The sequence below is a fragment of the Bacillus sp. es.036 genome (assembly GCF_002563635.1).
Taxonomy (GTDB): domain Bacteria; phylum Bacillota; class Bacilli; order Bacillales; family Guptibacillaceae; genus Guptibacillus.
Genome location: NZ_PDIZ01000003.1, coordinates 399,037 through 413,515, shown reverse-complemented (window position 1 = coordinate 413,515; position 14,479 = coordinate 399,037). Strand labels below are relative to the sequence as shown.

Sequence of the window (14,479 nt, the reverse complement as noted above, 5' to 3'; positions counted from 1 at the left end):
TTTGCTATTCCTACGATTATTCCCCAAAAAAATAACCCCCGGTTGGGAGTTATTTTTCATCGGCTTTCTCTTCATGTTGAACTGGGTCTGGACGACGACCCTTTTTCTTAAGTTCATCATTTGTCTCTAGTTCTTCCATCTCTTTACCAAGCGCCTGCATTTCCTTTTCATCCATTGCCATTGAGCTATTGTCCGGTTTATCTTTTCGGTCTGCCATCATGCATCACCTCATTAATCTACGTACCCAGATCTCATCATTATTAACCTATTTGCACTTCATTTTTCGAACGTGAAGTCGAATTTTTCAAGTGGCCAATAACGAAGGTTTACTTCTCCAACTACTTGATCCATTGGTACAAAACCAATATGCCGACTATCATAACTATGTCTCCGATTATCACCCATTAAAAATAAAGAGTTCTCTGGAACCTTCATTTTGCCTGTTTTATCTTCAAGATTGAAGTTTTCCGTTAAATTACCGTTAAATATCTCATCCTTGTACCGTTCAAGATAAGGTTCACTCATCTTCTCGCCGTTTACATACAGATGATCATTTTTGTATTCGATTGTATCCCCCGGGAGACCAATCACTCTCTTAATATAATCTTCTTGTTCGTTCGCATGAAATACGACAAGATCAAACCGATCAGGCTCAGATACTTCGTAGCCAATTTTATTAATTATTAAACGATTCCCGTCTTGAATCGTTGGCATCATCGATTCGCCGTGTACCACATAATTCGTGATGAGAAATTCACGAATAACAATCGCCAGGACGACAGCTATTGAAAAAGCCTTTATCCACTCCCAAAGCGGATTGCGTTCCTTCTCCATCTCAAACCTCTTTTCAATACGTCTTTACGTCTAATCTATCACTCCTAATTAGCTGGCACAAGCGCACCCGCCTTGGTAAGCGATTACATAAAGAATGTTTTGGCACATTCATACATTCCAAAAAGCATACCCCCTTTTGAGGTATGCTTTTTGAAAATTATCGGTTTAGGAGACTTCCAACATAACGGAGCAGTTCGTTGGCTGAAATCGAATTGTAGCCATGTTCATCAATAAGACAAGCAATAACCTCATTGATTTTTTTGAGTTGGTTCTCATTTGGTGTTTTAGATGAAGTTGTAATTTTTACGACATCTTTTAAGTCTGCAAACAATTTCTTCTGAATCGCTTCTCTTAAACGCTCATGAGAATTGTAATCAAATTTCTTACCTTTCCTTGCGTAAGCAGAGATTCGAATCAAGATCTCTTCACGGAATGCTTTCTTCGCATTTTCAGAAATTCCGATTTGCTCCTCAATCGAACGCATGAGTTTGTCATCTGGACTCATTTCTTCACCAGTCAGTGGATCACGCAATTTATTTTTATTACAGTATGCTTCTACGTTATCAAGATAGTTATCCATTAACGTTTTCGCACTTTCTTCATAGGAGTATACAAAAGCTTTCTGTACTTCCTTCTTCGCAATTTCATCATATTCTTTACGTGCGATCGAGATGAAATTCATATAGCGCTCTTTGTCTTCTTTCGAAATAGAAGCATGTTGATCTAGTCCATCCTTCAATGAACGTAATACATCTAGTGCATTAATGGACGGTACTTCTTTTCTTATAATGGTGGAAGAAATCCGGTTAATGACATACCGTGGATCAATTCCGCTCATCCCTTCATCTGAATGCTCTTTATGAAGCTCATCCACATCTACCTGATTAAACCCTTCCACGATTTCTCCATCATAGAGTCGCATCTTCTTAACAAGATCTACTCCCTGACGATTCGTATCTTTTAACCTCGTCAAGATGGAGAAAATGGCAGCCACTCTAAGAGCATGCGGGGCAATATGAACATCTGCCACATCGCTTTCACGAATCATTTTCTCATAAATACGTTCTTCCTGACTAACTTTCAAGTTATATGGAACCGGCATAACAATAATACGAGAGTGAAGAGCTTCATTCTTTTTGTTCGATATAAATGAACGGTACTCCGCTTCATTCGTATGGGCCACAACTAATTCATCCGCCGAAATTAAAGCAAAGCGCCCGGCCTTGAAATTCCCTTCTTGTGTGAGTGACAGCAAATGCCATAGAAACTTCTCATCACATTTCAACATTTCCTGGAACTCCATCATACCGCGATTTGCTTTATTTAACTCGCCATCAAATCGATATGCTCTTGGGTCAGACTCCGATCCAAACTCAGCAATTGTTGAAAAGTCAATACTCCCTGTTAAGTCTGCTATATCTTGCGACTTTGGATCTGATGGACTAAATGTACCAATACCTGTCCGCTTATCTTCGTTAAAGAAAATACGTTCAATCACGACATCTTCAATACGGCCACCATACTCCTCCTCAAGACGCATAACGTTAAGCGGAGAGAGGCTTCCTTCAATTCGTATTCCATATTCCTCATGGAACTCATCTCTTAAATGATGTGGAATCAAATGAAGTGGATCTTCATGCATTGGACACCCTTTAATTGCATATACGGCACCTGAATCTTCATGTGAATATTTTTCTAAACCTCTTTTCAATACAGTAACTAGCGTCGATTTACCACCACTAACTGGCCCCATCAATAAGAGAATTCGTTTCCGAACATCTAACCTTTTGGCAGCTGGATGAAAATATTCTTCTACAAGACGTTCGATAGCTTCCTCGAGACCGTACAGTTCTTCTGAGAAAAAAGAATAACTACGCTTCCCGTCAACTTCATCGATCCCGGCATCTTTTATCATATTATAAACACGTGAATGAGCTGACTGCGCTACTTCAGGTCGTTCCCGGATAATGTCTAAATACTCGCTGAAGGTTCCTTCCCACTTCAGCCGCCTTTCATCTTCTCGATGCTGCTGGATTTTACGTAAGATATCCATTACGAGCCCCCTCCAAGTTTGATTCATCGGATTTAATACATGTTATGCGGGGATGTCCTATAACATTCGGCTTTCTTTTTGAACGTAAAGACACGGATAAGGGCTAAATAAGTTCACGTAAAAGAGGGATCACAAGAACTTTATAAAATAAACAAAAAGAGCCGGCTCGGCCGGCTCTCACTCTTACGTATGATAGACAACAGTAAACTCACTAAGTTCATTACCAGTTGCGGGTGATTTCTCTTTCGATTCACGTTTTTCTTTATGAGCATTCTTGAAGGAATCGGAATGTACCCAGTTCTGATAAGCCTCTTCATTTTCCCACTTCGTAAACACAATTAACTTTCCATTCTCAGCAGATTGTTCCAGAAACATAAATTCTAAACAACCTTCTACATTCTTCATACTCTCTGCGCTCTTACCAAAACGTTGTTTCATCATGTCCTTCGCTTCATCTGGCACCTTTAATTCATTCATGACAACATACATAATTAAAAAGCCTCCTTTATCTTTCTATCTCTATCCTATCGAATAACCGTATTTTTTTCCAATTCAAACCACCCACATCTCCAAGAATTCCCCTCAAAACATTCACACCTCACCTCACATGGTTTATAATGAGAGGTAGATTTGGACACAATTTTACCTGAGGAGGATGAGACCATGAGTTTCCTGGGTATTTTAGTAGTAATCCTGGCATTCCTAGCAGCAATCTTCACAGCTGGCTACAACGACCGACCAAGCAAAACCAAAAAAGGTAGTAGGTAAAACGAAAAGCGGAAGTGGGCGGTTAAATCCGCAGGATGTTGGAGCCCTTTCGAATGAGACGCTTTTTGTCTCAATCGAAAGGGCGAAACAGCCGGAGGATTTGCCCACTGCAGCTGGACAAGAAAAGCGGAAGTGGCCGGTTAGGTCCGACAAGCGCTGGAACCCTTCAATATGAACACGGTCTTTGTGTTCATTTTATGGGGTGAAGCGATCGAGAGGCTGGGCGCTGCAGCTGGATCTAACGAAAAGCGGAAGTGGGCGGTTAGACACGGCAGGCACTGGAGCCTTTTCATTTGAACACGGTCTTTGTGTTCGGATGAAAAGGTGAAGTGACCGAGTGTCTGCCCACTGCAGCTGGATCTAACGAAAAGCACAGACGAGCGTTTAGAAACGGAGATAGTGGAACTCTTTATCTGAATAACGCTTCGATCGTCTATCAAAAAAAGAACGACTTACAGCTCTTTGCTGAAAAGTCGTTCTTTTTTATTTCATTCCAGGGTAATTTTGCTGTCTCAACGCTTCATAAACCATAATTGCAGCTGTATTAGATAGGTTAAGAGCGCGAACGTGATCAGTCATCGGTAGACGAAGACAACGTTCTTTATTATTCTCAATCAATTCATCTGGCAAGCCGTTTGTTTCTCTTCCAAAAACAAAATACGTATTCTCATCTTGATCAGAGTAATCAAAATCAGTATGTGTATTTGTACCATATTTCGTTATATAGTAATATTTCCCATCCTGATTTTTTTCAAAAAACTCATCTAGAGAATCATAATAATGAACATCAGCATATTGCCAGTAATCCAATCCAGCACGTTTCAACATCTTATCATCAGTTGAAAAGCCCAATGGACGAATTAAATGTAAACTTGTATGAGTAGCTGCACATGTTCGTGCGATATTCCCCGTATTCGCCGGTATTTCTGGCTGAAAAAGGACGATATTTAAAGACATCTTCATTCACCTCCACTTCAAAACATTTCTATTATAGCATGTTTTTAAATGGAGATGGAATTCACTAATCTTCAATATGAAAAAACTTATACTTGATTTCAGGTGTCCACGCCGTAGAATCTTCATAAGCCCAATAGCGCATTCTGCTATTTGTCGTATGAGCATTTACGAGAGGATACCCCTTCTCATCATTATCAACAACGAAAGTAGTATGTTGCCAATGACCATCTCCATCGAAGTCATAGCAAATAATATCTCCAGGAATCAAATCATCAGGATTTGCTACTTCACGTGCGCGTAGACCAGTCTTCGAGCCACTTAAATGCCAGCGAAGAGCATGGGCCACTGTCCAAGAATAACTCCAATTACTCCCTTTCATCCACCATCCTTTTGTGCGATCAGGATAACCACGCATTAGAGCCTTTCCCGCATGAAGACATTGTGAAATATAGTTCGTACAATCAACATCAAATGATTGATATGCCGGGTTATAATCGTCCCACCAGCGTTCAGCATACTTAAGAGCAGATAATCGATCATAGTATGACCCTTTCATACGAACGCGATCGTCTCCTTCACTCTCTATTGTTTGAGGAGGCTCTCCTTCAACTTCCACAGAACAATCTAAAACAAGATCACCTTCACTCATCTTCGCGAATCTCTTTTCCATTCGTTCTTCTTGATAAAGTTTCTTTCCTTGCTTGATCAAGAACTGTTGATGGAGAAGGTAATCATACATTTGATCATTTGAAAAACCTTTCTTGCTAAGAAGGATTCCTTTGTTTTTTATTCGAATAACAGCGGCTCCTCTATCCTCACATTGTTGCAGGTACCGGGCCGCTGCTTCTTCTTCTGTTGTAGGACGAATTCCTAACCTAGCTAATTCCGTACCATTTATTAAACTAGTTGCTTGATCTTTCCAAAAAGATTTCAACTCTTCTCCCCACCCCATATGCGTCCCCCCTCATCGCAATTTATGATAAGGGAAACTCACACATGACATGGAATCAAGAATGAACAGCTGCTTTAGGTGAAGAATGATTTATTTTTTTTAGGAGTTTATCAAACCAACCGACAAGGAAACCGAGTAGGAGGACTTCAACAAACGTACCTGCACCAATGGGACCACCAAGAAGAAAAGCTAAAACAAATGCAATAGCTTCCGTTATCGTCTTTGTAACACCGATACTCCATCCGGTTCGTTCAGTAAGGGCAAGCATTAATTCATCATTTGGAATAGATGCCAATGAAGCAAATAAATACACAGCTATCCCAAGTCCCATAATGACTAATCCAACAAGAAACAACATCCATCTGGGAACGATTCCATTTACGTCGATAAAAGTTAATATTTTTAAATTCAATAAGTCTACAAACAGTCCTAGTAAAATAATCGGGATAAAACCAGCCAGATTAGGCTTTCTCATCATAATGAGACTGTTAATGAAAATCAAAATACCTCCAACAATAAACACCCATGATCCTACTGTAAATCCGATTTGATCAGAAAGAGCTACATAAAGAGCATCCCAGGGAGCAATTCCAACATCAGCATTGATTAACAATACTACTCCAAAGGCAAGGGTAAATAGGCCTGCTACGTAAATAAGGCTTTTCGACAAAAAGCTGTTCATCATTTCCACTCCTCTTAAGAAGACTCTGAATACAATCATTTGCTTGTTGCATTCATTACTTTTTATTTAAATTTTTCATCTGTCATTTAACCGCATTTGCTATTTTACAAGAAAGCACACGCTTTTTGTAGCATTATGCCTAAGACGAAAAATTCAAAAAAGCCTGTTTGCCACGGATAAATCGTAGCAAACAGGCTTCAAATCTTGTTATGGCAACATTGCATGCATGGCATGGTGTTGTTCAAGTGATAATAAATATTCTTTCTTCGTGACGCCACCACCGTATCCAACGAGAGCACCATTGCTTCCAATTACTCTATGACAAGGTACAATAATGGGAATCGGGTTTCGATTATTAGCTGAACCAATTGCTCGAACAGCTTTTGGGGCGGAAATACCGACGGCAACATCTCTGTAGGAACGCGTTTCCCCATATGGAATTTCCGAGAGGTTTTTCCATACTTTCTGTTGAAAAATCGTTCCTATTGGATCAAGCTGAAGATCAAAAACCTTTCTTTTTCCACTGAAGTATTCCTCCAATTGCATGACAATTGGTTCAATCATATCAGAATTGAAAACAAGGTCCGCATTTACATGATGTTTCTTGTACCATGTTTCAGCAGCAGGCAGCACATCCTCCTGGCAACCAAAATCGAGCCTACTAACTCCTTTCGAACTAGCAAACAACGTTAATGTACCAATCGGTGATTGAAACTCCCCATAATAAATCACTTGTTTCTCCATTCTATCCCTTCTTTATTGTACATTTTTCACTATCTTACAACGCATCTAATCGTTTGACCATCAGCATTAAGCCTTATTTTGAAGCATTGACAGGCCCTTAGCGATCATCTGCCACATCCGTATCTTTTTCTCTCATTTGCTCCTTCATAAGGGCATGAAGGGCCTTCTTACCACCGATTTTTCCAAGAGCCCACGCTGAGGTTCCGCGGATCACCGGACGAGGGTCGTTTTCCATCACTTCCACAAGGGTATCAACTGCTGTTTCATCTTTATAATGAGCAAGAGCAAGAATCGCATTTCTCTGGATTGGCTTCTTCCCTCTCCATGAGCCCGCTGCTTTACCAAATTGCTCTTTAAATTCACGATTCGTCATGGTTAAGAGTGGGATCAATTTTGGTTTTACCATTTCTGGATCAGGTTCGAGTTCAGGATGGTGATGAAAATCTTTTCCTTTGTTTTTAGGACAAACAAGCTGACACGTATCACACCCATACAAACGATTGCCTAATTTAGACCTGTATTCGTCAGGTAAAAAACCCTTTGTTTGCGTAAGAAAAGCAATGCATTTATTCGCGTTAAGCTGACCACCTTCAATCAAGGCACCCGTTGGACAGGCATCTACACAAATATTACAGTCTCCACATCCCTCCTCAACAGGCTCGTCAGGTTCCAAATTTAGATCAGTAATCATTTCACCAAGGTAGACCCATGATCCAAATTCTTCTGTTATGGTCATTGTGTTTTTACCGCTAAAACCAATGCCGGCTCTTTCAGCTACAGCTCGATCGGATAATTCGCCCGTATCGACCATTGAACTCGTTCTAGCTTCAGGAACCTTCGATTTAATATATGCATCTAGGAGGGAGAGTTTCTCTCTAAGCACATGATGATAATCAACACCCCATGAAGCGCGACAAAATAGTCCTCTTCGTTCGCCTTTCTTACTTCTTGGGCTATCCTTCATTCGCGAAGGATAAGCAATGGCAATCGAAACAATCGTCGTTGCACCGCTCAACAAAAGCTCAGGCTTTGTTCTCTTCTCGATATTAGATTCCTCGAACCCCGACTGATACCCAAGCTCTTGCTGACGCTGCAATCGTTGTTTCAGTGTTTTAAACGGATCTGCAGCAGCGAAGCCTATTTTATCAATCCCAATTGTTTTACTGTATGCCACAATATCAGCTTTTAATTGTGCGTTTGTCATTCATTACCCTCCTTTCTTTATTGGCGTGAGTTTATTTTATTTTTAACGTTCGAATCCGATTTAATATCGCCGCCATTTCCGTTCTTCTAATTCGAGCAATGTCTCCTGGATGCTGATCTTGAAATAACGAAAAGGAACCTAGCCCCTCACTATTTATTCTTTCTTCAATGAAGTCCAATAGCTCAGGAATCGACTTATTTCCTAACATATGATTTCTTTCTAGGAAATGAAGAACATCAGCAGCAAATCTTGTTTGGCTGGAATCAACAAGTTGCTCTACTTGAAGAAAGGAAACTTCCGTATGACCATATTGAATTTGGTGCAGTCCTCGAGCAGTCACTTTCGATTTCTTTCCCTTTTGACTGTTCAAACTACTCCGTTCAGGTACTCTCTTTCTTGCATCACCAAACGTTTCTCCACCTTCTTTTTGGCGGGCCGATTCTTGCGCAATTTCTTTAGCTTTTTTGGTTACATCGTATGGACGATAATTTTCCATTAGAATGACCTGATCAGCTACCTCAAAGTAATCCCCAGATCCACCCATAACAAGTACGGTTGATATGTGTCGTTCTGTACTCAATTGCTTTACACGATCAATAAATGGGGTAATGGGTTCTTTTTCCTTTGCAACTAACTGCTGCATCCGATAATCTCGAATCATAAAGTTTGTCGCACTCGTATCTTCGTCAATTAGAAGCGTATCTGCACCAGCTTCTAGTGCTTCTATAATATTCGCAGCTTGTGACGTACTTCCACTAGCATTTTCAGATGTGAAAGACCGTGTATCCTTGCCATATGGAAGATTGTTGATAAATGGCGATATATCAACTCCAGTTACCTGACGTCCATCTTCAGAACGAATCTTCATTGCGTGGTGATTTGTGAGCACATACTCTCTTCCATCTCCTGAAATATGATCATAGACGCCATGCTCCATAGCATGCAAGAGCGTACTTTTTCCATGGTAACCACCACCAACAATTAAAGTAATCCCTTCTTTTACAGCCATCCCTGCTAAAGATTCTGACCGATGTGGAATCTTAAGAGATACTTCCATACTTTCAGGCGATTCAAATTGAACAGCCTTTTGCTGCATAGGACGATCGCTAACCCCACTCTCACGTGGCAAAATAGCTCCATTTGCTACAAAGCTAACATATCCGTTTTCAGTGAGGTAGTCACGAATCGCCTCCTGTTGATCTGCTAGAAAAAGCGCCTTAACAATGAGATCTTTATTTAGTGCAAAGACAGATTTTTTCATAACGTCTGGAATACGATGCAAAAGCAAGTCAAGCGCCTGTCTCCCAAGAACTTTCCTACCTTGAGCAGGTAATCCAATTGATAGACAAATTGTAATAACTTCCTCTGTGAGGTTCACTGCGGCTCGCTCAATGACCTTTTGACTAGGTTGATCGATAAAGAGCAATCCACTTTTCCCGGTGCCTTTTGCATGCTTCTCCGTCTTTTTAATGGCCCCTCCTACTTCTCGCGCAATCCAATCTTCCGTTCGGACTCTCCTCACAGACGATTCAAACCATTCACGTTCTATAATTGTTTTCGTACGAGGAACGATGATTCTTATCCGAGAAGGGCTTGCAAACGGGTCTCCCTGAACATAATCAATCGCAAGGGTAAAATCATTAAAGTTATAGCGTCCTTTAATGTCCTTGTATGCCTTATACCCTTTTCCATCAATGCGTTCTAGCTGTTTTTTTAGTTCCTTCATATATGAGGCAAACCTCCTTTTAAGCTTCAAAATTTGGTATATGGTAAAATGAACGAAAAATATGAACTAGGAGGAAAGTGTGATGACCAATATTACTCTCGCTCCATCTATTAAAGAGCTTTATCCTGATTTTAAAATTGGTTATGCTATTTATCATAATATCGTGGTTGAAAAGTCACCGCAAATGGTACGCGGTCGCTTTCAATTTTATCAAGAAACAATGATGATGGACCTTGAACAGATCGATCTCAATTCGTTTTCCGCCGTCTCAGAATGGCGATCCATTTTCAAAAAATTCGGCACGGATCCTGCTCGATATCGTCCCTCTTCTGAATCTCTCTTACGACGATTAAAAAAAGGAAGTGCGATACCTCTCGTTCACTCTGCTGCCGACATCAACAACTTACTATCGCTTCAATACAAAATTCCAATTGGAATCTATGATCTTGATCAAATCGAAGGAGATATTACGATCGATATTGGAGATAATGATACCTTCTATGAAGGTTTAAATGGTCGTGAGGTCTCTTTTAATAACAAAATCCATTCGTTCGACCAAAAAGGTGCGTTCGGAAGTCCGATTGTCGATTCTAAAAGAACGGCCGTAACGGAAAATTCAACAAACGCGATTCAGCTCTTTTATCTCCAACCGTCACTACCCTTATCAGAATGTAAAAAACTAGTAAACGCTTCTGCTGAAATGTTTCATCAGATTCATGGTGGTCATGTTGAAAACGAAATTTCCATTTAAAGGAATATTTTAGACATAAAAAAACGCAACGCTTCGTTAATATTAACGAAACACTGCGTTGGGTCAATGGTGAAAATTCGAGGAATTTCTACAATCCTCGCTGATGTAGATAGAATACCATAGAACGTATGTAAGAAACAACACATTTTTCATAATTTCTTAACAAAACAATTCTTTCATTTTATTTTTAGGACACCTTTACGCACAGTATCAGGTTTGACGCCTACTAAATCTCCATCTATAATCGGAACTACCAATAGAAAGGAGAACGAATATGGAACCATTCTCTACACCATTTTTCGAAGAAAATTTTCGACAATACATACAAAAAAACAGAGATGTATTCTCAAAATTAGAGGCAATGAATAGCTACTATCGTTCTGTCGTTTCATCTATGATCTATGACAACCTTAACAAAAACTCTGAAATTGTTCGTCGTATTCGTAACCTTGATTCAGCTTACAAAACGATTAAACAAGAAAATACAGACGCATAAGAAAAAGCTCTCTTTTCAATAAGAGAGCTTTCTTACGCTTTTATTTAGGAAGATCGCAAGAGTCAGCAGAACACGCTTCTGCATTACCACCAACGACCTCAAGCTGATTACCTTCTCCCCAGGCCTTCTGAACGGCCTGTTCGAACATTTCGACAGGCTGAGCACCTGACACGGCATATTTACCGTCAAATACGAAGAACGGCACGCCCTGGATGCCTAGCTGACTTCCCATTGCTTCATCACTGCGAACTTCTTTCGTAAACTCTTCAGTTCCTAGCATACGTTTTATATCCTTAGCGTCTAACCCAAGCTCCTCACCAAGTGACGCAAGTGTTTCATGATCACCGATATTTTTGGATTCAGTAAAGAAGGCATAAAAAAGACGTTCTGACATCTCATTACTTTTACCATGCTCTGTTGCATAGTGAACTAGACGATGGGCATCAAATGAATTCGTTGGAATCATTTGATCGAAATCATACGTAAGGTTTTCTCCTACAGCTTGTTGTCTCATATTCTCACACATACCTTGAGCTTGTTCTAGACTCACATTATATTTCGCTGCTAAAAGCTCAGCCATGCTTTCTCCATTAAATTCTTTTGCATTCAGATCAAGTTCAAAGCTTTTAAAAACGACTTCTACTTGATCACGCTGTGGGAAAGTCTGAAGCGCACTCTCAAGACGTCTTTTTCCTATATAGCAAAATGGACATACAAAGTCAGACCATACTTCAATTCTCATCAAATCACTCTTTCAGTTTATCATTATTTTTACGTACTTATATTTTATCACCTCTATTTTCAAATGAGCAGGAATTTGCTCAACAAGGTCTTCACTATGAATCATTGAAGTTTATTAGGTACTGGTGGATTATGAACATTTGACCCCACCTCATCAAATAAAGTGGATTTTTTATCAACAGAATTTGCCGGAGGTGTCTTTAGTACAGGACTGTTTGATAAACCATGGATAACTTGATTAAGGCTCTTTAACTCTTCGTAGATCTTGGCGACCTCCTCCTTCGTCGCAGGTTGCTTCGATTCTTTAAGCTGAAATCCAAGCTGGCCATTTGGCTCTAACGTGGCATCAGCTACATCCGAGATAGAGTGAATTTGTAATTGTCTTAGTTTCATTTCAAGCTGATCAACTGTAAAGCGTAATTTTTTTAAATTATTTTCTTGTAGAACGCCATTTTTAATTAGAATTTTTGAGCGCCCAGTAATAAACCGTTCTAGCAAATCAAATTTCAGCTGACTATATTCAACAATAACGAGAGTTAAAACAAGTGCCAGGCCTACTAAAAGTGTCGTAAACACGTTTTTACCTACAATGGGTTGAATAAGTAATGAGCCAATCCCAATCATGATGACTACTTGGGCAAGCGTCATTTGGGAGATCGATTTACGACCTGCCACACGTAAGAGCAACGTTCCCCCGATCACAATTAACACAGCTTTCCATAGTAGATCGAAATCCATAAACAGCCTCCTAGGTATATTTAATTCTATCGCTTAGTATGCCGTTTTCTAGTTAGTTAAATCTGGTTTCACTCAAATAAGACGATAAAGGTTAAGATATATAAAAAAGACCTCAACGAGAACGTTGAAGTCTTGTAATTACGTATGTAATGGTACCGGTGGTCGGGTTCGAACCGACACTCCTCTCGGAACACGATTTTGAGTCGTGCTTTGAGTTTCGTTAATTCTATAAAGGTTGAGAAACCGTGATATTACCGTATATTCGAACGTTAATTGTGGTTTTCTTTACATCACTATTCGTACGACTAATGTACATTGTTCATTATAGTGGTATTTTATTATTTTTGCAATCAAATTCAAATGAAAAAGAATGCCTAATTTAGACGTTTACTAGTTGCGATTACTTCAAAAATAGAAAGAAGGATTTTTGTTTCCGTATGAAATACTATGAACTTCGGCTTCTTCCGCCTTCCGTTTTATAGATTCGCTTACATGAAAATGTATTAATTAATATATCTTCTTATTAGTATAATTATTAAGATAACAAGCTATAAATGGTTTACTAAACCTACTTGATTCCATATGATATACGTCAATAGTTCCAAAATATTTATAACATTGATATAAGCCGTCTGCAGTTCTTAAAATTTCATCCTCTATCTGTCTATCTAAAAGAGTATCTTCAAATTTTATTAAACCTAAATTCTCATATATAGAAACTATCTCTTTTGCACGCTTTATATATTGACTTTTTTCACAAGTACATGGAGGTATAGCCTTTCTTCTTTTAGAAGGATTAAAACTATACTCTGAATTACATTTAGGACATTTCAAATAATATGTTTTTTTGTCGGATTTAAATACATGGTTAGGTAGTATGTCGCCGTTTCTTTTAAAGTCCCAATACTTAACTAGTTCTGACCATTTATAAAATAATGTTCGCTTGTCGAATTCTTTTTTTATCTGCTTCTCAATATGAACAAAATCATTTCTTAAATTTATTGGATTTTCTAGAAATATGGATTCTTTATTCTTATCTATGTAATTTAATAGTGCAAAAATCACTTCAGATATATTAGTATAGTTATAATTTGGACTATATAAATAATACCAATCCGCAGGATACTTGGTTTTTGTTTGTTGTTGTTTTGAGACTTCTACTATTCTAAGTAATCTCACTTGGTTATTTTGGCAGATTTCATACTTTAATTTGTCATTATTATTGTTTGAGTGGTATCTTTCCCCATCATATTCAATTCCTAATCTATATTCAGGGATATAAATATCAATAGACATCCCCCTTAACCAGTTAAATTGTTTTTGACTTTCAATATTATTAAAGGCTTTTTTTAAATAATAGTATAAATACTGTTCGGGAATAGACGAATGTATTACCCTTGCTAAATAACTAATATCTGCAATTTCTGACTGTAATTTTTCAAATCGTTTACTTAATGCTTTTTGATTCTTACACTTTAGGCACTCTATTTTATCTTGTAAAATGCGTTCTTTTACTTTTAACGCTTTATATGACCCACATTTTAAACAATTCCATTTTACATATTCTGAACTATTATAGGCCATCTTTGAAGCCTTAGTAAACTTCTTATATTCTCCTAAAATACCGCCGTATTCTTCTAAAATATCCATACGATTGTTATCTATACACCATTTTTCCAACGATTTTACCATCAGATATCCCTCTCTAAAAATACGCCTAAACTGAATTGCCCAGTATTATTTATACAAAAGACACTATCCGTTTAAATAACGACCATTTTAATCATGCCCTTTCGTATTCCTTAACCACAAAGTATTGTACGTTTGCTTCAA

14 protein-coding genes and 1 pseudogene are annotated in these 14,479 nt (G+C 38.7%); 2 read left to right on the top strand and 13 right to left on the bottom strand.

Annotated features, from left to right (window positions below):
- Positions 1–49: 49 nt before the first annotated feature.
- From ATG70_RS22645 to ATG70_RS20885, 10 genes and pseudogenes are all read right to left on the bottom strand, one after another.
- On the bottom strand, positions 50–217 hold the full coding sequence (locus ATG70_RS22645; RefSeq protein ID WP_179886343.1) for a hypothetical protein: 168 nt from the start codon (positions 215–217) through the stop codon (positions 50–52).
- 59 nt (positions 218–276) lie between these two features.
- Positions 277–834 carry a signal peptidase I gene (gene lepB, locus ATG70_RS20925; RefSeq protein WP_098446380.1) on the bottom strand — a complete coding sequence of 186 codons (558 nt, stop codon included), beginning with the start codon at positions 832–834 and terminating at the stop codon, positions 277–279.
- A 157-nt stretch (positions 835–991) separates the two neighbouring features.
- Complete coding sequence (locus tag ATG70_RS20920; protein WP_098446379.1) at positions 992–2,887, bottom strand: PrkA family serine protein kinase; 1,896 nt, start codon at positions 2,885–2,887, stop codon at positions 992–994.
- A gap of 183 nt (positions 2,888–3,070) precedes the next feature.
- On the bottom strand, positions 3,071–3,376 hold the full coding sequence (locus tag ATG70_RS20915; RefSeq protein ID WP_098446377.1) for an antibiotic biosynthesis monooxygenase family protein: 306 nt from the start codon (positions 3,374–3,376) through the stop codon (positions 3,071–3,073).
- A gap of 762 nt (positions 3,377–4,138) precedes the next feature.
- Positions 4,139–4,612, bottom strand: a complete 474-nt coding sequence (gene trmL / locus ATG70_RS20910; protein ID WP_098446376.1) for a tRNA (uridine(34)/cytosine(34)/5-carboxymethylaminomethyluridine(34)-2'-O)-methyltransferase TrmL — start codon at positions 4,610–4,612, stop codon at positions 4,139–4,141.
- Positions 4,613–4,676: 64 nt separating this feature from the next.
- Positions 4,677–5,564, bottom strand: a complete 888-nt coding sequence (locus tag ATG70_RS20905) for an amidase domain-containing protein (RefSeq protein WP_098446374.1) — start codon at positions 5,562–5,564, stop codon at positions 4,677–4,679.
- A gap of 55 nt (positions 5,565–5,619) precedes the next feature.
- Positions 5,620–6,246 (bottom strand): YczE/YyaS/YitT family protein, encoded by a 627-nt coding sequence (locus ATG70_RS20900; protein ID WP_257147826.1) that lies wholly within the window; start codon positions 6,244–6,246, stop codon positions 5,620–5,622.
- Between the two features lie 207 nt (positions 6,247–6,453).
- Complete coding sequence (locus tag ATG70_RS20895) at positions 6,454–6,990, bottom strand: methylated-DNA--[protein]-cysteine S-methyltransferase (RefSeq protein ID WP_098446373.1); 537 nt, start codon at positions 6,988–6,990, stop codon at positions 6,454–6,456.
- A 66-nt stretch (positions 6,991–7,056) separates the two neighbouring features.
- Positions 7,057–8,194 (bottom strand): annotated as a pseudogene (queG, locus tag ATG70_RS20890) (tRNA epoxyqueuosine(34) reductase QueG).
- A gap of 31 nt (positions 8,195–8,225) precedes the next feature.
- The gene (locus tag ATG70_RS20885) at positions 8,226–9,920 is read right to left on the bottom strand and encodes an ABC-ATPase domain-containing protein (protein WP_098446370.1); all 1,695 of its coding nucleotides are present in this window, start codon (positions 9,918–9,920) and stop codon (positions 8,226–8,228) included.
- 82 nt (positions 9,921–10,002) lie between these two features.
- Between ATG70_RS20885 and ATG70_RS20880 the strand changes: the two genes are divergently transcribed.
- Both ATG70_RS20880 and yvfG read left to right on the top strand, forming a co-directional pair.
- Positions 10,003–10,671 (top strand): B3/B4 domain-containing protein, encoded by a 669-nt coding sequence (locus ATG70_RS20880; protein WP_098446369.1) that lies wholly within the window; start codon positions 10,003–10,005, stop codon positions 10,669–10,671.
- A 274-nt stretch (positions 10,672–10,945) separates the two neighbouring features.
- Positions 10,946–11,167 (top strand): protein YvfG, encoded by a 222-nt coding sequence (gene yvfG / locus ATG70_RS20875; protein WP_098446367.1) that lies wholly within the window; start codon positions 10,946–10,948, stop codon positions 11,165–11,167.
- Between the two features lie 40 nt (positions 11,168–11,207).
- Here the strand turns inward: yvfG and ATG70_RS20870 are convergent, their stop codons facing one another.
- The 3 genes from ATG70_RS20870 to ATG70_RS20860 form a co-directional block, all read right to left on the bottom strand.
- Positions 11,208–11,909 carry a DsbA family oxidoreductase gene (locus ATG70_RS20870; protein ID WP_098446366.1) on the bottom strand — a complete coding sequence of 234 codons (702 nt, stop codon included), beginning with the start codon at positions 11,907–11,909 and terminating at the stop codon, positions 11,208–11,210.
- 101 nt (positions 11,910–12,010) lie between these two features.
- Positions 12,011–12,646: a DUF421 domain-containing protein gene (locus tag ATG70_RS20865; RefSeq protein WP_098446365.1), complete on the bottom strand. Its 636-nt coding sequence runs from the start codon at positions 12,644–12,646 to the stop codon at positions 12,011–12,013.
- Between the two features lie 507 nt (positions 12,647–13,153).
- Complete coding sequence (locus ATG70_RS20860) at positions 13,154–14,338, bottom strand: zinc-ribbon domain-containing protein (protein ID WP_098446364.1); 1,185 nt, start codon at positions 14,336–14,338, stop codon at positions 13,154–13,156.
- Positions 14,339–14,479 lie beyond the last annotated feature (141 nt).

Bases quoted from the DNA above. Each gene is read 5' to 3' on its own strand.
- ATG70_RS22645 (WP_179886343.1), bottom strand. From the start codon at position 217: ATGGCAGACCGAAAAGATAAACCGGACAATAGCTCAATGGCAATGGAT.
- lepB (WP_098446380.1), bottom strand. From the start codon at position 834: ATGGAGAAGGAACGCAATCCGCTTTGGGAGTGGATAAAGGCTTTTTCA.
- ATG70_RS20920 (WP_098446379.1), bottom strand. From the start codon at position 2,887: ATGGATATCTTACGTAAAATCCAGCAGCATCGAGAAGATGAAAGGCGG.
- ATG70_RS20915 (WP_098446377.1), bottom strand. From the start codon at position 3,376: ATGTATGTTGTCATGAATGAATTAAAGGTGCCAGATGAAGCGAAGGAC.
- trmL (WP_098446376.1), bottom strand. From the start codon at position 4,612: ATGTCTTTAAATATCGTCCTTTTTCAGCCAGAAATACCGGCGAATACG.
- ATG70_RS20905 (WP_098446374.1), bottom strand. From the start codon at position 5,564: ATGGGGTGGGGAGAAGAGTTGAAATCTTTTTGGAAAGATCAAGCAACT.
- ATG70_RS20900 (WP_257147826.1), bottom strand. From the start codon at position 6,246: ATGAACAGCTTTTTGTCGAAAAGCCTTATTTACGTAGCAGGCCTATTT.
- ATG70_RS20895 (WP_098446373.1), bottom strand. From the start codon at position 6,990: ATGGAGAAACAAGTGATTTATTATGGGGAGTTTCAATCACCGATTGGT.
- ATG70_RS20885 (WP_098446370.1), bottom strand. From the start codon at position 9,920: ATGAAGGAACTAAAAAAACAGCTAGAACGCATTGATGGAAAAGGGTAT.
- ATG70_RS20880 (WP_098446369.1), top strand. From the start codon at position 10,003: ATGACCAATATTACTCTCGCTCCATCTATTAAAGAGCTTTATCCTGAT.
- yvfG (WP_098446367.1), top strand. From the start codon at position 10,946: ATGGAACCATTCTCTACACCATTTTTCGAAGAAAATTTTCGACAATAC.
- ATG70_RS20870 (WP_098446366.1), bottom strand. From the start codon at position 11,909: ATGAGAATTGAAGTATGGTCTGACTTTGTATGTCCATTTTGCTATATA.
- ATG70_RS20865 (WP_098446365.1), bottom strand. From the start codon at position 12,646: ATGGATTTCGATCTACTATGGAAAGCTGTGTTAATTGTGATCGGGGGA.
- ATG70_RS20860 (WP_098446364.1), bottom strand. From the start codon at position 14,338: ATGGTAAAATCGTTGGAAAAATGGTGTATAGATAACAATCGTATGGAT.